At 59.9% G+C, this 22349-nt stretch carries 18 protein-coding genes and 1 pseudogene; 10 read left to right on the forward strand and 9 right to left on the reverse strand.

Annotated features, from left to right (window positions below):
- Nucleotides 1–1040: 1040 nt before the first annotated feature.
- From AGR2A_RS27125 to AGR2A_RS27155, 7 genes are all read right to left on the reverse strand, one after another.
- Nucleotides 1041–1703 carry a CBS domain-containing protein gene (locus AGR2A_RS27125; RefSeq protein ID WP_035226473.1) on the reverse strand — a complete coding sequence of 221 codons (663 nt, stop codon included), beginning with the start codon at nt 1701–1703 and terminating at the stop codon, nt 1041–1043.
- A 15-nt stretch (nt 1704–1718) separates the two neighbouring features.
- Nucleotides 1719–4112 (reverse strand): phosphoketolase family protein, encoded by a 2394-nt coding sequence (locus AGR2A_RS27130; protein ID WP_035226471.1) that lies wholly within the window; start codon nt 4110–4112, stop codon nt 1719–1721.
- 17 nt (nt 4113–4129) lie between these two features.
- Nucleotides 4130–4453, reverse strand: coding sequence for a hypothetical protein (locus tag AGR2A_RS27135; protein ID WP_035226469.1), 324 nt, complete (start codon nt 4451–4453; stop codon nt 4130–4132).
- Nucleotides 4454–4617: 164 nt separating this feature from the next.
- Entirely contained in the window at nt 4618–5658 is a 1041-nt protein-coding gene (gene adhP, locus AGR2A_RS27140) for an alcohol dehydrogenase AdhP (RefSeq protein ID WP_035226466.1), read from the reverse strand.
- Between the two features lie 93 nt (nt 5659–5751).
- Complete coding sequence (locus AGR2A_RS27145; protein ID WP_035226464.1) at nt 5752–6864, reverse strand: ABC transporter permease; 1113 nt, start codon at nt 6862–6864, stop codon at nt 5752–5754.
- 3 nt (nt 6865–6867) lie between these two features.
- Nucleotides 6868–9651 carry a ribosome-associated ATPase/putative transporter RbbA gene (gene rbbA / locus AGR2A_RS27150; protein WP_035226462.1) on the reverse strand — a complete coding sequence of 928 codons (2784 nt, stop codon included), beginning with the start codon at nt 9649–9651 and terminating at the stop codon, nt 6868–6870.
- Nucleotides 9648–10715: an HlyD family secretion protein gene (locus AGR2A_RS27155; RefSeq protein WP_035226460.1), complete on the reverse strand. Its 1068-nt coding sequence runs from the start codon at nt 10713–10715 to the stop codon at nt 9648–9650. Before AGR2A_RS27155 ends, rbbA begins: the two co-directional genes overlap by 4 nt.
- Before the next feature lie 1080 nt (nt 10716–11795).
- Between AGR2A_RS27155 and AGR2A_RS27160 the strand changes: the two genes are divergently transcribed.
- From AGR2A_RS27160 to AGR2A_RS27195, 8 genes and pseudogenes are all read left to right on the forward strand, one after another.
- Entirely contained in the window at nt 11796–12413 is a 618-nt protein-coding gene (locus tag AGR2A_RS27160; RefSeq protein ID WP_244667913.1) for a TetR/AcrR family transcriptional regulator, read from the forward strand.
- A 175-nt stretch (nt 12414–12588) separates the two neighbouring features.
- Nucleotides 12589–14004, forward strand: a complete 1416-nt coding sequence (locus tag AGR2A_RS27165) for a bifunctional enoyl-CoA hydratase/phosphate acetyltransferase (RefSeq protein WP_035226457.1) — start codon at nt 12589–12591, stop codon at nt 14002–14004.
- Nucleotides 14001–15176, forward strand: a complete 1176-nt coding sequence (locus AGR2A_RS27170; protein ID WP_035226456.1) for an acetate/propionate family kinase — start codon at nt 14001–14003, stop codon at nt 15174–15176. Before AGR2A_RS27165 ends, AGR2A_RS27170 begins: the two co-directional genes overlap by 4 nt.
- A 3-nt stretch (nt 15177–15179) precedes the next feature.
- A pseudogene (gene fabI / locus AGR2A_RS27175) lies at nt 15180–15896 on the forward strand (enoyl-ACP reductase FabI).
- Between the two features lie 125 nt (nt 15897–16021).
- Complete coding sequence (locus AGR2A_RS27180) at nt 16022–17140, forward strand: alpha/beta hydrolase (RefSeq protein ID WP_035226453.1); 1119 nt, start codon at nt 16022–16024, stop codon at nt 17138–17140.
- Nucleotides 17141–17186: 46 nt separating this feature from the next.
- The gene (locus tag AGR2A_RS27185) at nt 17187–17789 is read left to right on the forward strand and encodes an HdeD family acid-resistance protein (RefSeq protein ID WP_051796448.1); all 603 of its coding nucleotides are present in this window, start codon (nt 17187–17189) and stop codon (nt 17787–17789) included.
- A gap of 361 nt (nt 17790–18150) precedes the next feature.
- Nucleotides 18151–18996 carry a universal stress protein gene (locus AGR2A_RS27190; protein WP_035226450.1) on the forward strand — a complete coding sequence of 282 codons (846 nt, stop codon included), beginning with the start codon at nt 18151–18153 and terminating at the stop codon, nt 18994–18996.
- 85 nt (nt 18997–19081) lie between these two features.
- Complete coding sequence (locus tag AGR2A_RS27195; protein WP_035226447.1) at nt 19082–19612, forward strand: DUF1269 domain-containing protein; 531 nt, start codon at nt 19082–19084, stop codon at nt 19610–19612.
- Between the two features lie 408 nt (nt 19613–20020).
- Here the strand turns inward: AGR2A_RS27195 and AGR2A_RS27200 are convergent, their stop codons facing one another.
- Complete coding sequence (locus AGR2A_RS27200) at nt 20021–21274, reverse strand: ATP-binding protein (protein ID WP_035226446.1); 1254 nt, start codon at nt 21272–21274, stop codon at nt 20021–20023.
- A gap of 329 nt (nt 21275–21603) precedes the next feature.
- Between AGR2A_RS27200 and AGR2A_RS27205 the strand changes: the two genes are divergently transcribed.
- Nucleotides 21604–21822 (forward strand): hypothetical protein, encoded by a 219-nt coding sequence (locus AGR2A_RS27205; protein WP_286079606.1) that lies wholly within the window; start codon nt 21604–21606, stop codon nt 21820–21822.
- Nucleotides 21823–21840: 18 nt separating this feature from the next.
- The gene (locus AGR2A_RS27210) at nt 21841–22080 is read left to right on the forward strand and encodes a hypothetical protein (RefSeq protein WP_125271678.1); all 240 of its coding nucleotides are present in this window, start codon (nt 21841–21843) and stop codon (nt 22078–22080) included.
- Nucleotides 22081–22087: 7 nt separating this feature from the next.
- On the opposite strand, the gene AGR2A_RS27215 is transcribed toward AGR2A_RS27210, so the two are convergent.
- Nucleotides 22088–22330, reverse strand: a complete 243-nt coding sequence (locus AGR2A_RS27215) for a hypothetical protein (RefSeq protein WP_080823665.1) — start codon at nt 22328–22330, stop codon at nt 22088–22090.
- Nucleotides 22331–22349 lie beyond the last annotated feature (19 nt).

A 22349-nucleotide genomic window follows, 5' to 3' on the forward strand; every position in this document is an offset into this window, starting at 1 on the left:
CCCTTTGGAAGGCACTTGGCCGTCAAGCTGGCGCTTCCTCCTTTTCACCTGACACGAATGCCTGAGATCAGTAACCGCTGTCCCGATGCCAAATCGTCACCGCCGCTGAGATCTGTGGTCGCCTTTTAGTGGACGAGCAACGGGAGTTTCTCCATGGAGAGTACAGTGGAGGTTCTCACGACCAGGAGGTTTGGCGGTGAGGTTCATCGGCATTGGCCACTTGGCGGACCAAGCCAAGGCTATGACCGGTACGTCGCACGATTTCCTTTATCGCGGCACCGTCCTTTTAACACACGATGAGCACATGGTCTTCTATTCTGGCGGCCTACCTTGATTCCTCACTTCTCCTACCACTACTAGAGGCGATTTAGGTCACACCTTTGCGAAGCAAATCGCACAGTATATTTCAATCACAAGTTGCGTACGCGGCCTCGTGCGGTTACGAATGGAGAAAGACGTGCGGGGCCAGAAGGAATTGATGCTTCCCGTCTCAAAGATTGGCTGTTCCGGAACGCGTCGGCGCCGATCCGCTTGGGCCCACTTCAGCCTCAACAACGCAGCGATAGCCTAAGCGCGTACGCTGCTCGCGCTTGAGGAGCTGAAGCGGAAGGGAGTATGTATCCGACCTTTCGCTGCTGATCGTTGTGGTCCCCACGGCACGATGGATCGATGCAGCAGCCATAGACAGCCCCGAGTACCTGCATGGGGCGACGCGGCAACGGTAGCGGTGAAGTACTCGTACGTCTCCATCTGGCTCCCTCCTCATCGACCCGGATAACGGAGTGGAGACCTCACAGCTATCGCGCTACGGCTGCGGACGACTCCAAGGTCAGACCCCCACTACACCATCGAACTTTGTGGCACAGGGACATAAGCGTTTAGCCCTACTTTCCGAAGCTATCTTACGTTACGGAACCGACGTTAGCGCCTCCTCTGACGACGGCCGACGTGCCTTTCCCAGCTGTGGGCATGGCGCGAGTCGGCGATGATAATTTTGTCATTTCATGGCCTCAAGGCGGCCACCTGGCAGTTCGTTAAAATTAAGGGGAGACTGACAAGCGATTGACGAAGCTATAGCCGCCCTGGATATTCTCGATGAGCACCTGGACCGCGCGCTTTTCGAGATTGTCGGTGACATTGCCATCTAGGTAGATGCATCCGCCATGGACTGAAACTGAAACCCGCTCCTTGTCAATGCCCAGGTCTGCGTTGAGACGGGCTCTGATGGCACGCTCCATCGCCTCTTCCCCGGAGGCGATTGCATCTGATCGTATATCGACGATTGACCGAAGAAGATCGACTCGGCTAACGAGTCCGACCAGCCGGTCATCTTCCACCACCGGTACGCGCTTGATCTTGTACCGGAATAGCAACTCGGCCACCGTTGCGACCGACGCATCGCTGGTCACAGTAACGACCTGCGTGGACATGAGATCGCCCACCCGCCAGCTGTGACCCTTGATATACGTTTCGAGGTCACGCAGGGGCGTGTCGCGCACCGGGTTCTCACGCTTGGCACCTGCGCCGAATTCCACACGCCGCAACAAGTCGCCTTCGGTAATTATGCCGGTGACGACGTCGTTTTCATCCACCACCGGAATGCCGCTGATACCCTCGTTCACCATCAGCTCGATCGCCGTACGAACGCTGTTGGTCGAGTGGATGGTCCTGACCTTTCTGGTCATGATGTCTTTCGCAAACACGTTTTCGTCTCCTATTCACTGATGAGCGGAAACGGACCGCTCCGACCATACCCAGTCCTTGATCTCGGGAAGATCGTCGAAATGCTTACGAATGTAGATCTCGTGTTCGCGAAGCAGGCCGGTACAATGCGCGGCGAGATCGGCGTTCTTCTCCATCATGGCCGGCACGTAACGCATTACGTCGAGGCAGAGATGCAGCCGGCTGATCTTGTTGAGAACCACCATGTCGAAGGGTGTCGTTGTCGTGCCCTCTTCAAGATAGCCGCGCACATGAAACCGGTCATGCGCCTGGCGCCCGTGAAGAAGATCGTGGATGACACCTGGATAGCCGTGGAAGGCGAAGATCACGGGCGCAGTCGTGGTGAAGATCTCGGTGAACTCCGTATCACTCATCCCGTGTGGATGACGATCAGCCGGGCACACCCGCATGAGATCGACGACGTTGACGACACGCACCTTTAGATCGGGAGCAAGCTCGCGCAGGATCCAGGCAGCGGCTATCGTTTCCTGTGTCGGAATGTCGCCCGCACAGGCGAGAACCACGTCAGGCTCTTCCGGCTGATTGCTATACATGTCCCACACGCCCGCGCCCTTGGCGCAATGTGCTTTAGCCTCTTCCATCGTCAACCACTGCAACTGAGGCTGTTTGTCGATAACAACGAGGTTGAGATAATTGTAGCTGCGGAAGCAATGGTCAGCGACCGACAGAAGGCAGTTGGCATCCGGTGGCAGGTAGACGCGGGCAACAGCCGGCTTGCGGTGGATGACAGTGTCGATGAAACCCGGACCCTGGTGGCTGAAGCCGTTGTGGTCGTTTCGCCAGCACGTCGAGGTCAGCAAGTAGTTCAGTGACGGGATGTCGGCTCTCCAGGGCACGTGCTTAGCGTGCTCCATCCATTTGCCATGTTGCATCGACATCGAGTCCACAACCATGGCAAACGCCTCATAGGTGGCAAACAGGCCGTGCCGACCGGTCAGCGTGTAGCCTTCCAGCCACCCGTGGCAGCAATGCTCGCTGAGCACCTCCATGATGCGGCCTTCCGGCGAGATATGATCGTCGCCAGGCAGGATTTCACTGACCAGGCAGCGATCAGAGACCTCAAAGACAGCGCCGAGGCGGTTTGAGTTTGTTTCGTCGGGGCAGAACAGGCGGAAGTTGTCGGGATTGCTTTTGTAGATATCGCGAAGGTATTCCCCTAGACGAGATGTCGAACCGGCACGCAGTTTGGCTCTTTCGTCGAACTTCACCGCATAATCCTCGAAATCCGGCAGTTTCAATGGGATGGAGAGTTTACCGCCATTGGCGTGGGGATTTGCTCCCATGCGCCGTTCACCTGCCGGAGCGAGTTCGGCATACTCAGGCCGAAATGCGCCATTCTCGTCGAACAGCTCTTCTGGCTTGTAGCTGCGCATCCAGTCTTCGAGAATGCGCAGATGGTCGGGTTTGGTCAGCACTTCCGAAACCGGCACCTGGTGCGCCCGGAAAGTGCCCTCGATCGGCAGGCCGTCGACGATCTTCGGGCCTGTCCACCCCTTTGGTGTGCGCATCACGATCATCGGCCAGCGTGGTCGTCCGCGAATCTCTCCTGAGCGCGCCGATAACTGGATCTGGCGGATCCTGAGGACAGCCTCTTCCAAGGTTTTCGAGAATATCTGATGCACGATCTCCGGCACATCGCCTTCGACGAAATGCGGCTCATACCCTTGCCCCTCGAAGAATTTGGCGAGATCCTCGTCGCTGTGGCGGGCCAGCACCGTGGGACCGGCGATTTTATAGCCATTCAAATGCAGGATCGGCAGCACGGCCCCATCCCGGGTTGGATTGATGAAGTCGATGCTTTTCCAGCTGCCGGCGAGGGGACCGGTCTCGGCCTCTCCGTCGCCGACGACTGCAGTAACAAGCAAACCCGGGTTGTCCATGACGGCGCCGAAGGCGTGGACGAGCACATAGCCCAGTTCGCCGCCTTCATGGATAGATCCGGGCGTCGGTACGCTGACGTGGCTTGGAACGCCGCCTGGCGTCGAAAACTGCCGGAAGAGACGAAGGAGACCGGCTTCGTCCTGGGTCACCTCCGGATAAAGCTCTGAATAGCTGCCTTCGAGATAGACGTTGGCAACAAGCGCCGGCCCACCATGTCCGGGACCGGCCATGTAGATCGCGTTCAGGTCGTATTTCTTGATCAGCCGGTTCATATGCGCGTAGATTAGGTTCAAGCCGGGGGATGTACCCCAGTGCCCGAGCAGGCGTGGCTTGATATGATCGACGGTCAGCTTCTCGCGCAGCAGAGGATTGGCCAACAAATAGATCTGCGCCACATTCAGATAATTCGCTGCTCGCCACCAACCGTCAATCTTGTGGAGTTCATTGGCGCTGAGCTCTGGAGCCGCGTTGCTTCGGGTTTCAGTCATAGTCGGTCCTTACAATATCATTGAATTTGGAACGGGCTATCTAATAGGAATGCTTCTGAGACGTCGGATCCGATAGTCTTCTCGTTGCAGGCCGGCATGGCAACGAAATCAGACTCGTTCCTCCATTCTTGTATCAGAAGCCGAACGACGTCCTGGCTCGTCGACATCAACGATTGCGCGATTGAATCAATCGCAAAGCCGACATCGCCGCCGAAGGCAATCTCTCCCGTATTCCAAACGCGAGCGGCAGAAAGGCGTAAGGCATCACGCATATCCGCCGTCACTGTTTCTGCGATAATGTGCTCGAGATGAAGCGGTGCCGGAGGCGGGTCTATCGTCATAGCCGTTCCAATCCTTCTTGAGGCGCTGAGGGTGCTGCCAGACGGCAAACGCTGAGCGAAATAGCGTGGCGCACATGAGCATCCACACTGATCTTGGCGACGTCGCGGGCCATGGTGTCAGACGCACTCATGCTCATCCCCATTTGAAACGCGCCTTGATCTGATCAGGCGGCTTTGCCTGTCATGTCGAGCACGACGCGGCCTTCAACACGGCCAGCTTTCAACTCCCCAAAAACCCGGTTGATGTCCTCGAGCGGCGCCGAGGTGACATGCGCCTTGACTTTGCCTTCGGCAAAGAAGGCGATTGCCTCATCCAGATCCCGGCGTGTGCCGACGATGGAGCCCCGCACGGTAATGCGCTTCAAGACGACATCGAAGATAGGCGTCGGGAACTCACCAGGTGGCAGTCCAACGAGGGCAACGGTGCCTTTTCGTCGAACTAGCTGAAGCGCCTGCGAGAATGCTGGCGGTGATACGGCGGTGACCAGAACGCCGTGTGCGCCGCCATTTGTCGCCTGAAGCGCGTCAGTAACCGCATCGGGACTCCGCGCATCGAGAGCCAGATCGGCACCGGTTTGCCTGGCCAGAGCAAGCTTTTCAGGTGCGACATCCAATGCAAGCACCTTCAATCCCATTGCCTTGGCGTACTGGATGGCAACCTGGCCCAAGCCACCGATGCCCGAGATCGCCACCCACTGGCCGGGTCGGACTTCGGTTTCCTTGAGCCCCTTGTAGGTCGTCACGCCCGCGCACAGTATGGGCGCCACGGCTGTGAAATCGACATTGCCGGGCAGTCTTGCGGCGAATGCAGCGTTGGCGATCGCATATTCCGCGAAACCTCCATCACAGCTGTAACCCGTGTTGTGCTGATGTTCGCAAAGCGTTTCCCAACCCGTCTCGCAGTGTTCGCATCGCATGCATGCGTCGTGCAGCCATGCGATGCCGACCGCATCGCCGATCGTAAAGTCCGTCACGCCCGGGCCGATGGCCGCCACGGTACCGGCAACCTCGTGGCCGGGAATGAAGGGCGGGGATGGTTTGACCGGCCAGTCGCCGGAGGCGGCGTGCAGATCGGTATGGCACACGCCACAGGCCATCACTTTGACCAGCAGTTCCCCAGGTCCGGGCACGGGTACCCGAACGCTTTCAATCGTCAGCGGCGCACCGAATTCATGAACGACCGCAGCCCTCATGTGTTCTTGCATGGCTAGGTTTTCTCCTGTTGCGGATTGAATGGTATGCCTTTCAATTAAAGCGGCTCGGATTACGTCTCACGGTCATCGTGGCCCAACCTTTGCCTATCGCAGGAAGCTTCGGAAGCGGCGCAGGGCAAGGACGAAAAGCGCCGCGCTAATCAGCACCAGCGCCAGCAACTGCGGCCAGACAACGTCGAAGCCCGCTCCGCGAAACAGAATGGACTGAGCCAGGATCACGAAGTGAGTGTTAGGCGCCGCCAGCATGATATCCTGGATGATCAGCGGCATGCTTTCGCGCGGCGTGACGCCGCCCGACAGGACCTGAAGTGGAAGCAGGACCAGCATCAGCAGCAGGCCGAACTGCGGCATGGAACCGGCGACCGTCGCCAGGAAGATCCCCATGCATGTGGTGGCGATGAGTTGCAGCGCCGCGCCTGCGAGAAAAAGACCGACAGAACCCTGGATCGGCACCTGGAGAACGCCCTGCACCACGAACACGATCGACACGGCCGAAGCGACAAGGACGACGAGCCCCATCGACCAGATCTTGCTCAGCATGATCTCCGTCGGCGTCACCGGCATCACAAGCAGGTGCTCGATCGTACCATGTTCGCGTTCGCGTATCAGGGCCGCACCGGTCAGCACGATCGAGAGCATGGTGATCGACGAGATCACATTGGTGATGGCGCCGAACCAGCCCTTGTTGAGCTCCTGGTTGAAGCGGGAACGCAGAGTGAGATCGACGGGAACGTCGCTTCCTCCCCTGTAGCGGTTGAGATATTCGCTGACTTCGCTGGAGATGATGGACTGGATATAGCCGCCGCCGCTGAATGCCTGCGACATGCGTGTAGCATCGACATTGAGCTGGATCGTGGGCGCTCTGCCGGCGAGCAGATCGCGCTGGAAATTAGGCGGGATGTCGAGGGCGAAGGTATCGATGCCCGCATCCATGCGGCTGTCCATGTCGTGCTGCGATATGATCTTCGGGATGGAAAAATACGGCGGGTAGAAGGCGGTCAGGATGCGGGACGAGACGGGTGACTGGTCCTCATCGACGATGGCGATGGCAGCCTTGTTGAGCGTCTCGGGCATGGAGGTCGATGCCGTATAGACTGACAGGGTGAAGGCATAAAGGATCAGGACGACGAGCATCGGGTCTCGGGCGAGACCGCGGAGCTCCTTGACGCCGAGTTGGGCGATATTGGCCAAGCGCATGGATCACCCCGCCTGTTTCTTGAGGAGCGCCGCGCCACTGGCAAGAAGAACCGGGACAGCGATCAGCAGCGGAATGAAAGACGCCGCAAGATCCTTGAACTCCAGCGCCTTGGAGAACGTGCCCCGCGCGATCGTCACGAAATAGGTCGTCGGATAGATCTGGCCGATATAGGCGCCTGCTCCCTGAAGGGACGACACCGGATCGATCATGCCGGAATATTGGACGGCCGGAATGAGCGTGATCAGCGCGGTTGCGAAAATCGCGGCGATCTGGCTGCTCATGAAGGTGGAGATCAGCAGTCCGAGCCCGGTCGCCGCCGTGACGTACAGAAGAGCCGCACCCGTCAGCGTCAGGAAGCTGCCGGTCAGCGGTACATCGAAGATGAAGACTGCGAATGCCGTCAACATGAAGAAGTTGAGCATGGCGAGCGCGATATAAGGCAACTGCTTGCCGAGCAGGAACTCGATGCGGGTGACGGGCGTCACGTAGAAGTTGATGATCGACCCCAGTTCCTTTTCGCGCACCACGCTCAAAACCGCGAGCATGGCCGGGATCATCATCAAAAGCAGCGGAATGACGGCCGGCACCATGGCTTTGAGGCTCTCGACACTCGGATTGTAGCGGTAGCGAAGGGCGATCTGGAAGTTGCCGGTCGTTGCCGCGTCTCCGTAGAGTTCACGCGCCTTCTGGGTCAGCCATGTCTGATGCATGCCCTGCACATAGCCCCGCACCGTTTCGGCTCGTGAAGGCATCGCGCCGTCGATCCAGGCGCCGATCTCGACCTTGCTGCCGCGCGCGACATCGCGCCCGAAGCCTGGCGGTATCTCCAAGGCGAGGCTGAGTTCGCCGTTGCGCATGCGCCGGTCGAGGTCATTGTAGTCGATGATCGGCGCCTTCTCCGTGAAATAGCGCGATCCGGCGATCTGAAGCGTGTAGTCGCGGCTGATCGTCGTGTCGTCCCGGTCGAGAACGGCAAACGCCAGGTTTTCGACATCCATGTTGATGCCAAATCCGACGACGAACATGAGGATGACACTGCCAAGGATGGCGAGCGTCCCGCGGATCGGATCGCGGCGCAGTTCCAGCGCCTCACGCCGGGTATAGGCAAACATGCGGCGCAGGTTGAAGGTGGAGTTGGCGGATGAAGCCGCTTGGGGGGCGATGACTTCATCCGCCTCTTCACGCTGCGCGATTGGGGCGGGCGCAGCTGAAGCCTCACCGATGGCCTCTTCCAGGTAGGAAATGAAGGCCTCTTCCAATGTCCCGGCGGACCGCTTTTCGACAATGGCGCGCGGCGTATCGCTGACGAGAACCTTGCCGGCATGCATGAGCGAGATACGGTCGCAAAGCTCGGCTTCGTTCATGAAATGGGTCGAAACGAAGATGGTGACGCCGTCCTTGCGCGACAGGTCGGAGAGGATCTGCCAGAACCCGTCCCGCGCCACCGGATCGACCCCCGATGTCGGTTCGTCGAGGATCAGGATGTCGGGGGCGTGGATCATCGCCACGGCAAGGGACAGTCTCTGCCGGATTCCGAGTGGCAGCGCATCGGGCAGGGCATCCATGATCTCGTTGAGATCGAAGCGTTCGGCCATCTCGGCGATGCGCGCCGGGATTTCGTCGGGTGGCAGGTTGAACAGCCGCGCATGCAGATCGAGGTTCTGGCGAACCGTGAGTTCGCTGTAGAGCGAAAAGGCCTGGCTCATATAGCCGACCTTGCGCCTCACCTCGATATCATTGGGGTCGACCTCGTGGCCGAACAGCTTCGCGGTGCCTTCGCTTGCCGGCAGAAGGCCGGTCAGCATCTTCATCGTGGTGGTCTTGCCGCAGCCATTGGAGCCGAGGAACCCGAAGATTTCACCGCGCGGGATCTGGAAGCTGACATTGTCGACCGCGGTAAAATCCCCAAAACGCATGGTCAGGTGTTCGGCTTCGATGGCGAAGTCGGCCTGGTTCTCCTCGGATCGGGGCGGTATGACGACCTCGTGGTGGCCGCGACGTCGCTCTTCCGGAAGGAGCGCGACGAAAGCGGCATCGAGGTTGGCGGCACCCGTTCGCGCGAGCAACTCGTCGGGCGTGCCGGTCGCAAGGATCTTGCCGTCATCCATGGCCACCAGCCAGTCGAAGCGCTGTGCCTCCTCCATATAGGCGGTCGCAACGATCACGCTCATCGACGGGCGGTCGCGGCGGATATCGTCGATCAGCTCCCAGAACTGCCGGCGCGACAGCGGATCCACGCCGGTGGTGGGTTCGTCGAGAATCAGAAGATCGGGGTCATGGATCAGCGCGCAGCAGAGCCCGACCTTCTGTTTCATGCCGCCGGAGAGTTTGCCGGCCGGTCTGTCAGGGAAGGGCGCCAGCCCGGTGCGCTCGAGCAGGTCGCCGATGCGCTGCTCGCGCTCGCGCTTGTCCTGCCCGAACAGCCGCGCGAAGAATTCGATATTCTCGAAGACGGAAAGCGTCGGGTAGAGGTTCTTGCCGAGACCCTGCGGCATGTAGGCGATCTGTGGGCAGGTCCGGTCACGATGCTTCTTGCTGGCGATGTCGCCGCCCAGAACCTCGACATGGCCGTCCTGGATCTTGTGAGCGCCGGCGATCAGGCTGAGCAGACTGGATTTTCCGACACCGTCGGGACCGATCAATCCGACCATGATCCCGGCAGGAATGTCGAGACTGACGGCGTCGAGCGCCCGCGTCTTGCCATAGGACAGACTGACAGCCTTGACCGTCACAACAGGGGGAGAGAGCGTCTTTGCATCGTGCTCTCCTGGCGAAAGGCTGCTCATTTGACCAGAGCCTCGGTGAGGTGAGCGGGCCATTCGGCATCCTGTGCGATGCGGACATAGGCCATGCCAGGAAGCCCTGTCTTGACATACTGGATATGCTCGCGCAGCAGGTCGGGGGATATCTTGGCCCTGATGCGGAACATCAGCTTCTGGCGCTCCTCCTCGGTCTCGACCGTCTTCGGCGTGAACTGTGCGACGTCCGCCACGAAGCTTGCCGTAGCGGGGATGACGTACTGGGGAGCGGCGTCGAGAACCAGACGAACTTCGGATCCGATCTGAATGCGGCCCGCCTGCTCGGTCGGCAGGAAGAAGGTCATGTAAACGTCGCTCAGATCGACGATGTTGAGGACGCGGCCTCCTGACGACAGCACTTCACCGGGCTGCGCGACGCGATATTGCACACGGCCTTCTCGCGGCGACCTCAGCGTGCTGTCGTTGATATCCGCGACGATGCTTTCAATCGCTGCCTGGGCCGCCACGACGGAGGCCTCCGCATCGATGATCTGGGCCTTGGCCGCGCCGATGGCAGCCTCTGAGGCGGACAGCGACGCCTTTGCCGCCGCAACGGCTGCGCGTGCTCTTTGCGCTGCCGCGCGGTCGTCATCAAGCGTCTGCTGCGAGGTCGTATTGGTTCTGATCAACTGTTCGGTGCGGGCGAGTTTCCGCTCTGCGGCGTCCTGTTCAGCTTCGCGCTGGCCGATCACCGCAGCGGCAGCTTCCCGCTCCGCCTCGCGCTGGGACAGAAGGCTTTTTGCGGTATCGACGCTGATCACCGCGCGCTGCAGCGAGGCCTCGGCCTGCTTTTTCTGCGCCTCGAGCTGCTGGGTATCCATGACGGCGAGCACCTGGCCTGCGCTGACGAACGCGCCTTCGTCGACCAGAATCTCCTTGATGCGTCCGGGGGTCTTCGTGGAAATGTCGATTTCGGTCGCCTCGATGCGGCCGTTTCCGCCGGCGATCCCGGCCGGCAGCCCCCCTCCATCATAAATGCGCAAGGCGTAATAGGCGGCGGCAATGACAGCAATGACAACGATCGCGACGATCCAGTTTTTCAGCGATTTCACGAGCGAGCCTCCCCTTGCGCGATGGTTGCAGAAACAGGCTGCCGGGGGCCGCGGAAAAGGTTCGATGTCATCGTGCAAGTTGTCGGTGTCATGAGGGGGAGCCTGCCTTGGTCGCGGAGACCCGATATCGGGCATGCGCGAGACGTCGCCGCTGCCCTGCCGGATTGAAATTGGAGGAACGATCTGACGCGATCATCGAGATATTTCTGAAGCCTGACAAAGATGACGTGGCGTTGCCATCCGCCTGCTTTGCGTGTCTGCAAGGCGGTTCGCCCTGGGGGCGTTGGCTCGATACTTGAAGGAAGTCCCGCTCCTGGCGGTTCTTTAGGCGTGTTCTTCATTGGCAACCTTAATATTTGTGTGAAGAACTGCTGCTAGCCCCAGTATCGTCACCGCATGTCTGGAAATCTGAAGCATATCATCAGCCGATGACCAGCATGTCAATGATCCCGACCGAATTTGTCGTCAGTTGATGATCGTTGCAGGGATGCGACCTTCGCGTTGGGGACATAGCCGGAAGGGCGCGATGCCGGGAGCGGGCACTGTCGCCCGCCGTCGGCATCGGGCACGCCATCAGCCGACGAAAGCGGAGATGATTAGAGCGTTGACGCGGCAGAACCGTCGATCATGCAGGCGGCAAGCAAGCCGATGGTGTTGCCTGCGACGCCCAGGCACGCTCATGCCAACAATGTCCTGATTCAGGATGACACAATCACGAGAAAGAAGAATGCCCGGGGGCAACCATCGGTGATCAATGTCTTGATATTCGCCTTTTGATTCCAGCGAAAAACAGCGAAGTAGGAAAATTGCGCAATCTAAGATCGAAGAAGACGTCTCATTCAAGAACCACTTAGGCGGGGACGACCACGAGATTGCACAGTAGCCAGCTGATGACAGACTCCGGCTTGGCATACGTTCGCAGCACTAGCGTGTTCAGAATCACGATCTTGCACTACGCTTCCGGACGCGTGGACAGAGCGGAACAGTAGTCCACTTCCATCGTTCGGAGATGGCAGTCATCAGTCGTTGACCGGGGGCTGTTATGCCGATAACCCTTTTACCGTCAATCTGGAGAGATGTATGCCCAAGCGACTGATCCGTCCCGCCGCGGACGATACCACCCGGGAGCGCATCCTGAAAGCCGCGATTTTGCGCTTCTCCACCCACTCCTACGAGGAAACCGGGCTGCGAGACATTGCCGCCGATGTCGGCGTCGACATGGCCTATGTTCATCGCTCCTTCGGATCAAAGGAGAAGTTGTTCCGGGAAGCCGTCAAGACCATGATACGTCCAGAGGTCTGGCTCGTCGGTGAGGCAAGTGAGCTGCATATGACGCTGGCGGAAGACGTGCTTGCCGAAAAAGGCGCCAACGAAATCCGGCCTTTTGACATCCTTGCTCGATCTTTTTCCAGCCCCGAGGCTTCACGTGTTTTTCGCGAGCTTATCGACGACGGGTTCGTCACACCTTTCGCTTCCAAATGCCCGGTCGTGTCAGAGCAGCGCGCGGCAATGGTCGCCGCGTTCCTGGCCGGGGTTAGCATCCTTCGTCACGTTATCGGCACTCCGGCCCTCCAGAAGAGCGGAAATGATCGTGAACTGACGGCTCTGGTCTCTCAGGTCGTCGAGTTCATCATGAACGAAGACAAGGAATGCCAGACCATGACGACTACCATGCCAATTAGTCCGGAGCCGCAATGAATCATTTGAACGTGCCGCAAATCGAGGCAGCCAAATTCCTTTACGGCACTCTCGACATAGAAGCCTACCACGCCAATGATCGAAGGCGCGAGGCGCTGAGCGCGGCTAACCGACACAAGTCGCTCTGTCACTGCCAAAGCGCCCGGCGCCTACGTGTTCCACAAGTGAGAGGGCGATGGCTGACAGCTCGCTGACAAATTATACCTTCACCGACTTGCGGGTTGGCGATACCGCAAACCTCACACGGGTCGCAGGTCGCAACGACATCGATCTGTTGGCGGCGATGGCCGGCGGCAACATGCCGGCTCCTGGCGATGCGGCACCGGAGGCAATGACCGTCTTCGACGATATCGTTGCCAACGGGCTTTGGACAGGAGCGCTGGTCTCGCGCGTGATCGGCACAAGGCTTCCGGGGCCAGGGACGATCTATCTGGGACAGGATTTCCGCTTTGTGAAGCCGGTCGCCGCCGGCGACACGATCACGGCAACCGTGCGGGTTGTGCAGAAAAACCCGGATAATCGCACCGTTGCACTGGAGACGATCTGCTCCAATCAAAAAGCCGAATATGTCCTGACCGGCACGGCCATGGTGATCGCGCCCGACAAATCAATCGAATGGACCGAAGCGCCGCCCTCCGTCGCATTGCCGGATACGAAACGTGCAAGCCGCTATGAAGCCTTTGTCGCGGAAGCCCGTAGCCTCCCACCGGTTCGGGCCGCCATCGTTCACCCGTGCTCCGCCGGAGCCATCCTGGCTGCGGTCGAGGTGCGCCAACAGGGCCTGTTCGAGCCGCTGCTGGTCGGGCCGGAAGCGAAGATTCGCGCCGCCGCCGGCGCCGCGGGGATCGATCTCGGCGATATGGCGATCGAGGACGTTCCCCATAGTCATGCGGCAGCCGCGCGCGCCGTGGAACTCGCGGTCGGCGGTGCGGTATCGGTTCTGGTCAAGGGCAGCCTGCATACCGACGAGCTTCTCGGCGCCGTCGTTGCCACCGGGTCTGGTCTCAAGACGGAACGGCGCATCAGCCACGTCTTCGCGCTTGACGTCCCGGCCTACGACAAGCCGCTGATCGTCACCGATGCCGCAATCAACATCCAACCGACACTCGACCAGAAGCGCGACATCTGCCAGAACGCCATCGACGTTCTTCGCGCGCTAGGCGTCGACGAACCGCGCGTGGCGGTGCTCGCGGCGGTCGAAACCGTCAATGCGAAGATGCCGTCCACGCTCGACGCTGCCGCGCTGACAGTCATGGCGGCGCGTGGCCAGATCACAGGCGGGCGTGTGGATGGCCCGCTTGCCTTCGACAATGCCATCAACCTCGATGCGGCGAAGACGAAGGGCATCGTCTCTCCCGTCGCGGGTGAGGCCGACATCCTGCTCGTGCCGGATCTCGAGGCCGGCAACATGCTCGCCAAGCAACTGATCTATTTCGCGGGGGCGACCGCGGCCGGCATCGTGCTCGGCGCCCGTGTGCCGATCGTGCTGACCAGCCGCTCCGATCCGCTTTCGGCGCGCATCGCCTCGGCAACGTTCGCAAGACTGCTCGTCGCCCGCAACCAGGTGCCCGGTACGGGAGCCACGATATGAGCGAGCAATTGCTTGTCACCTTCAATGCCGGCTCCTCCACGGTCAAGATTGGCCTGTTCGCCCTTGCGGACGGCAGCCTTACGCGCATCGGCAAGGGAATGATCGATTTCCGCAAGGCGCCACTGCGCTTCGAGCTTTCCGAAGGGCCGGATCGCTTCGATATCGAACTGGAAGCCAAAGCCGGAGACGAGCTGGACGAGGTTTTGAGCGAAGCCTTCGCCCGGCTCTCATGGCATTACGATTTGTCCGGCATCGTCGCGATCGGTCACCGCGTGGTGCACGGCGGCGACCTGTTCGACGGGCCAGTGCTGATCGACGATCAGGCGATGGCGCAGATGGAAGCGCTCATACCGCTCGCGCCGCTCCATCAGCCGCAGGCGCTGCGCCTTGTCCGGGCGATCACGCGCCTTCGGCCGGAAATCAGGCAGACCGCCTCCTTCGACACGGCTTTCCATCGCACGCATGCTGAAGTCGTACGCCGCTTCGCCCTGCCGAGGCAGCTCTACGAAGAGGGTATCAAACGCTACGGCTTCCACGGCCTTTCTTATCGATCGATTGCCAACCAGCTTCTCAAGAACTGGCCAGAGCACGCGCCGGGCAAGGTCGTTGTCGCCCATCTCGGCTCCGGCGCCAGCCTTTGCGCGATGCACAACTGCGTCAGCCGCGACACCAGCATGGGCTTTTCGACGCTGGACGGCGTGCCGATGGCGACGCGCTGCGGGGCGCTCGATGCCGGCGTGGTCATGCACCTGGCAAAGACCGGTCGCGATCTCGGCGAAATCGAGGATCTCCTTTATCACCGCTCCGGTCTCTTGGGCGTGTCGGGCATCAGCGCCGACAGCCGCGTGCTTCTGGACAGCGACGAGGGCCAGGCGAAGGAAGCAATCGAGCTGTTCACGTTCAGGATCGCCGGCGAGATCGCCCGGCTTGCCTCGACGCTCGGCGGTCTCGACACCCTCGTATTCACGGCCGGTATCGGCGAACACCAGCCGGCGATCCGGCAGGACATCTGCACGCGGCTGATGTGGCTCGGCATCGACCTCGACCCTGAAGCAAACGCCGGGAACCGCCCGGTCATTAGCAGTCCTGCCAGTCGTCTCACCGTCCTTGTGATCCCAACCGATGAGGAGCAGGTGATCGCCACTGAGGCCTTGAGAATTTCGGGAGGCTGAGCGATGGCTGCGCTCGTCGATCTGTTCGGGAAACGTGGCCTCGTCGTCGGCATCGCCAACGATTCCTCCATCGCGGCCGGCTGTGCAGCCGCGTTCAGGGGCCGGCGCCGATCTGGCGGTCACCTATCTCAACGACAAGGCTGCGACGTTCGCATTGCAGGCCAGCTCGAGGCGGTGTTCGACACCATAGCGAATGAATGGGGCGGTCTCGATTTTCTGCTTCATTCGATCGCCTTCGCGCCGCGAGAGGACTTGCAGACGAGCATCGTCAACTGCTCGGCCGAAGGCTTTGCGCAGGTCATGGATATATCGTGCCATTCCTTCATCCGGATGGCGCGGCTCGCCGCCCCGCTGATGAAGGAAGGCGGATCCCTGATAACCGTCAGCTTTTTCGGAGCTGAGCGCGTCGTCGACAACTACAATCTGATGGGACCGGTGAAGGCCGCGCTGGAAGCAAGCGTACGCTACCTGGCCGCGGATCTCGCAGCGCAGGACATCCGCGCCCATGCCCTGTCTACCGGGCCGATCGCCACCAGGGCAGCCTCGGGTATCGAGCGTTTCGACGAGCTCATCGACACGGTGCGCGAGCGCACGCCATCGCGGCGCCTTGTGAGTATCGCAGAGGTCGGGCGTATCGCCGCATTCCTGGCGAGCGAGGCGGCAACGCCTCTGTCGGGGTCGGTGGTCTACGCCGATAACGGTTTTCACATCACGGCCTAGCCGGAAGGCTGGCTGCCGGCAAACTACATCGACGTCGCCGCTTGCGCGGCGGCAGGACGAACTCTGTCGTACCGAGAGGCGCGATGGTTCCAGCGCCTCTTCAAAACAAGAAATTGGTTCAGTCAATGCGTGAATTCAGTCTTCGCCTTACGCTTCTGCTTCTCACGAGCCTGCTTGCAGCCTGTGCCGGTCGCCCCGCCCCGGAACTGCTTGCCCAAACCGCCGAGACCCTTCCGGGAGCGAAGCTCACGACGGTCTATGTGGCGACCACGCGAAAGCGCGACGAGAACGGTGTCTATACGTCCGGGCGGTCCCGCGAGGTCAGCTACATCCGCTACGGGATATCCATCCCGCCGGGGCACAAGGCCGGCAATGTGGAATGGCCGAAATCGAAGCCGAATCCGAAGACGGATTTCGTCACGGTCGAGCAGCGGGTTCTCGACGCGGCGACATTCGAGGCGGAGGTAACGCGCAAGCGTAACGGCAAACCGCCGAGCGTCGGCGTGTTCGTGCACGGCTACAACACGAATTTCACCGAGGCCGTCTATCGCATAGCCCAGATGACGGCGGACGCCGGTGTCGATGCCGCTCCAATCCTGTTTGCCTGGCCGTCCGAAGGCGCTCTGAGCGGCTACGTCGCCGACAAGGACGCGGTGACGTTCTCGCGCGACCAGTTGGCGGATCTGCTCGGCACGCTCGCACGCAAGGAGACGCAAGGCCCCATCACGCTCGTCGGCCACAGCATGGGTGGATGGCTGACGACGGAAGCCGTGCGCCAGCTGCGGCTTACCGGCAAGGACGCGGCGATCCGTCGACTGCAGGTGGTGCTGGCGGCGCCCGATATCGATGTCGATGTGTTCGAGGCACAGCTTGCGACGATTGGGCCGCTGAACCCGCCGATGACAATCCTTGTTTCCCAGGATGACAGGGCGCTCAAGGTCTCGGAATTCCTGTCCACTGAACGTCAGCGCCTGGGCAGGATTGACGTGACGGATCCGAAAGTCGAAGAGGCGACGCGCAAGGCGAATGTGCAGGTGATCGACATCTCGGATATCGAGGCCTCAGACAGCTTCCGACACAATCGTTTCGTCGGTCTCGCCGCCTACTATCCGAAGCTCTCGGGCCGGGATGGAAGCCGCAACCCCCAGAATCTCAGGCAAGCCGGAGCCTTTGTCTTCAATTCGGCCGGTGCGGTCCTTTCCAGCCCGTTTGTCCTTGCCGGCAAGATCGTCGGTGGAAACTGACCCGACGCGGCGCAGCTTTCTTCATGTTTTTTAGAGGAGAATACTTATGTTGACCATTTATACCGCAAGCCTCGACGCCACCGACCTGCAATTGCTGCGGTCACGATGGCGATGGCTGCTGGGCGCAGGCATCGTGCTGGCGCTGATCGCGCTTGTCGCCCTCTCCAACCTCTTGCTGGCCACGATCGTTTCCGTCCTCTTTGTCGGTGCGACGATGCTGTTGGCGGGTGCGGCGCATATCGTCTTTGCGTTTCAGATGAAGCGTTGGAGCCAGACTTTCGGTTTGCTCCTGGTTGGCGGGCTTTATGTGCTGGCCGGTCTGGTGACATTCTGGAACCCGGTCCTGGCATCCACTTTCCTCACACTACTGATGGCTCTCAGCATGCTCGTGGCAGGCATTATGAGGACTGCCGCCGGTCTGGCGATCCGCCCTGTTTCAGGTTGGCCGTGGCTCGCGGCCGCTGGCGTCGTCACGGTGCTCGTTGCCCTGATCGTCCTTGCGGGCTGGCTGGTCAACAGTCTGTGGATCATCGGCGCGCTGCTGGCGATCGACCTCATGTTGACCGGCTGCGCGCTCAGCGCATTGGCGCTTGCCTTGCGGCGATCGCCAGCATCGAGCGCAATCGCTGATAAAAGATCCGGAGCGTAAAACCCGATGAGACAAACAAAGCCGTTCACTGTGGAGGTGCGAAGGAAGCGTCGCGCTAAAAAAACTGACGCAGGCTCTATCTGGTGCGCACCGGAGACGACAGCCGAAGCCAGCCGGGGCAAGGGGGAGCAAGAGGGAAAGCAAGAGGGGACGCTAGAAGAGCCAGAACCTGAAGGCGACAGCGGAGAACGCCTTCAGCGACCGTGTCGGGAGTAGCATGCGCGCGGCAGCCAGGCCTGCGGACGACAATCTTTGTAGCGCGCCACGCAAGCAGGTTTTCGTCACCCTGCTGATCATCAGTTGTTGACTCGCGGGGGGCGATCGTTAGTTTAGGGCCATTGCTGGTCGGCAAGGGGATGGAATGAATACGCCAAAAGATATCGTCGTCTATATCGATACAGCGGATGCTTCCATCTGTCGGGTTTATATCGACTATGCTGTAGATCTTGCGCGCTCATGGGACGCGCATTTGATTGTTGCTTTCGTGCCAGAAGATTTGATCGCCAATCCCTCTCATGGCTTTGCTCGAGGGGCGGCGATCGGAAGCATGATAGCGTCCTACGAAACACGCAAGCATGAGGCCGAAGAGCGGCTGCGTGCACTCCTGGCGGAGATTGCGGCCGCAACCGGCGTCCAGTGCGAACTCAGGATATGTTCAGGCGAAACGGGCGAGGCGCTGATGCTGCATGCCCGTCATGCATCGCTTGCCATTGTTGGGACAGGGCGTGAACCCGCTCGCGCGGAGACGGCTCTCACGGTTTCGGAAGATATCATCTTCGCGTCCGGGCGGCCGTCGATCCTTTTACCCCCTTCATGGCCGGAAGGCGGCGCGCCCGAAACGATCGTGATCGGCTGGAATGCCAGCCGGGAAGCGGCCCGCGCCGTCGCCGATTCCATGCCTTTCCTCGCGGCCGCTCGCGCCGTGCACGTTGTCGTTGTTCCAGAGCCCAAGGTTGCGCGGTTGCTGGGAGAAGACCCCGGCAGCGATATCTCTCTCCATCTTGCGCGCCACGGCATCAAGGTGACGCTCGACCGCCTGGAAGGCGGCAACGCCGGCGAGCTTATTCTGGCCCACGCAGAAGACCTCGGCGCTGAGATGGTGGTGATGGGCGCCTACGGGCAGCCCCGTATCACTGAGTTCGTCTTCGGCAGTGCAACCCGGACGCTCCTGGCAAACCCGGAGGTTCCGATCTTTCTGTCACGATAAGTGCCGTCGCTCCGGGGGTTGGGTAAGCACGCCTGAGCGAAGGGCAACATTCACAAAAGAGACTATAACAGAGGAGTAGCAAATAATGTCCGATCTCGTTGTTGTCGGTTTTGACACGGTTGATGAAGCCGACAAGGTGCTTCTCAAACTCGTTGCGCTGAAGAAGGAATATCTGGTCGATCTGGAAGACGCGGTGGTCGTTGTTCGTGACGGCGAAGGGAAGGTCCATCTCAAGCAGAGCCTCAACCTGACCGCCCTTGGCGCTACGTCGGGCCTTCTGTCGGGTACGCTTTGGGGCGGCCTGGTGGGTCTGCTGTTCCTCAATCCTCTGGCGGGCATCGCCATCGGTGGCCTGACCGGGGCCGGTGTCGGCGCCTTGTCCGGGTCACTTGCGGACTACGGTATCGATGATGCGTTCATCAAGTCACTGGGTGAGACCATTCCAAACAATTCCTCAGCGCTGTTCGTTCTTGTGCGAAAGGTTCAGCCTGAGAAGGTCCTGGCCGAGTTTGAAGGTCTGCGAGGCCGGGTTCTCAAGACATCCCTTTCGCCAGAACAAGAAGAGAAGCTGAAGATCGCGCTGTCGGAAAGCCTGCCCGCTTCGGGGCATGCCTGAAGCAGTAAAACCTTGAACCGAACAGGGAAAGGGCATGCACGATTTTTCGTGCTCTATTTTTCCTGGTGGCCCGATCCCGCGTGCTCCGTCCTGACCAACACCTGCGGCCGCCGAGTGCAGGGCGTGCCGCCGGCTGCTCGTCGGCTTCCTCTGTCTGGGCGGTCGGTTTGGAACAACGATCTTTGCCATCCTGATGAGCAGCATTTGGCACCCTGACTCTGTCGTTTTGTCCATTCATGTAAGACGGAGGGCGAGGCGATATGCCTAACATCCGCCCACCGTGCAAGGAGAGACGGTTCTGGGGGCGCTTCTTGGTCGGCCCGACACTCATCGCGTGAAAGCGGTCGTCCCGTCAGTGGCTGACCGCTCCACGTTCTGTCGTAGTTCCATAAATCGCATTATGTGATGTTATAACGTCCATAGTGTTGACAGTGGAGCTGCCGAAATATTCTCATCAAACGGCGTGACCCGATCGTGATCATGGAGAACGAGCCCACGCAGGAAACGATCTCCTGTCGCAGCTTTGAGCTGGCGCAAACCCTTGATGTCCGACGGACGGACTGTTGCCGACGCCTTCACCTCGATCCCAACAATCCGACCGCGACGGTCCTCGATCACGAGATCCACTTCATCCTGGTCCTTCGTGCGATAGTGAGAGAACGATAGCCGGAGATCGGTCCAGGCTGCGATCTTTAGGATTTCGGATACGACGAAGCTTTCGAGCAAGGGTCCGAAGCGCCCCCGGTCTCGCCGTAGCCTCTCCTCATCATCGCCGCGCACGGCAGCAAGCAGGCCACTGTCGACGAAGTGCATCTTCGGGGTTTTAATCAGACGGCTGAGGCTATTGGTCGACCAAGGCGAGACCAATTTCAGAAGATAGAGGCGCTCAAGGATGCCGACGTATTTTTGAGCTGTGACGCTGGAGATCGCCAGCGCCGATCCGAAACTGGAATTGTTCGTAAGTTGACCCGCGTGTTCGGCCAATACGCTCAGCAACCTCGGAAGCCGATCGAGTTGGTCGATATTTGCGATATCACGAACGTCACGATCCAGAATCACGGAGATATAGTCGTCGAGCCACGCTTGTCTTCGACTGGCACTCTTTCTTCGCAAGACTTCGGGATATCCCCCTTTGAGGACAATCTCGATAAGGTCTCCCGCATTGACGGGCGACCCTGCTGATGTAAACGGTTCGTCCGAAAACACCCGATGCAGGAACTCGCCCGGCGCGCGGATGATTTCGGCTTGAGCCAATGGAAATAGCGAGATTACGGCCATACGACCTGCCAGGGAATCTGCTATGGCGGGAACCGTCGCAAGATTTGCAGAACCAGTAATCAAGAACCGACCCGGTCTGGTGTCGATGTCGACGCTTTCTTTGAGCGCGAGCATAAGCTCTGGGGCTCTCTGGATCTCGTCTATAACTGCCCCATCCAGCCCTCGGATAAATCCGACGGGATCATTGCGGGCTGCCGCCAAGGTACCGATATCATCGAGGGTGAAATATGGCCGGTTGTCGGCGACGAACTGCCGTGCAAGGGTTGTCTTGCCTGCCTGTCGTGGGCCGGAAATGAGAACAACACGGGTATCTTCCAGCGCCTCCCGGATTTTCGGGGCGACTTTCCGATCATAGTAATGTAGCGACGAATCTTCAGCCTTCATTCGACTGTTTTTAAACCAAATTACGGCCAATTCAAAGTCGTAAGTCGACGATTTTAAATCATCGCTGCATTGGCGATGCCGTCGGGCCGATCAACGCTTCCGGCTCAATCCCGGCACCACGAATTCTTTCACGGCGACCCGCCTGCGGTTAATTCTCGTCCATCTAAAGGTGGTCTGGTCGTGCGTTCATGACTTGCTCCGCCCGGCATCAATTGTCGCCTCAGCGGGTAACCTTACCTGCTTACCAACATTCAGGCATGTCCTTGCTTAGCATCTCTGGATTGTAGAGTTTTCACCCGATGGGGCTCCTCAGCGGCAAGGGGGAACGAATGCTGGCACAGATGCGCACTCAATACGTGGTCGTGGATCCGCTGTCGTCCCTCGCCGGAAACATAGCCGCCGTGGAAGAGCGGCTGCTCGAAATGGGAATGCACCGCGAAGCGTTTACTGTGACTACCGGTGAGGACGGAAGGACCCGCCTGAAATTCTGGGAGCCTGACCGTGTGGAGGCCCTGAGGATACTCGCCAGGCTGGACGGCCAAGTTTGAGCTTAACACGCGGTTTACATGCTTCGGGTACGGTCCAAGGCCATGAACCCTTACCTCATCATTCTGCGCAGCACTCTCGCCCGGCTACCGGAAAACACGCCAACAGCCCGCCTTGAGGTATACGCCAAGGCGCGGGAGGGCGTGACCAAAAGCGTGGATCGATTGGATCCAAGGCCGTCAGAGGCGGCACTGCGCAGGATGATGGAAAAGCTTGAAGCGGCCATTGCTGAGGTGGAAGCCGAACAGGGCATTCTCTGAGCCCGCCTTAAACTCTTCCGATTGTCCCCTCCAGCGGCGCTACGGTAGACCCCGCGATAACCTGCGAAACCACCACGGGACCTACAAACCGTTCTATGTCGCCGTCGCCGGCATCACGAAGTAGCTCCAGGCTATAACCATCGGCGAGCGCAGCGGCTCGCACGGCATTGGCCATCGGGTGCGCGTCTTCCAGCCTGACATTGCGATGCTCGGCAAGCCAGTCTTCGAGCCAGTCATCTACGGTCCGCATGGGGATTACCTCATGATTG

The organism is Agrobacterium genomosp. 2 str. CFBP 5494, from assembly GCF_900013495.1.
Taxonomy (GTDB): domain Bacteria; phylum Pseudomonadota; class Alphaproteobacteria; order Rhizobiales; family Rhizobiaceae; genus Agrobacterium; species Agrobacterium pusense.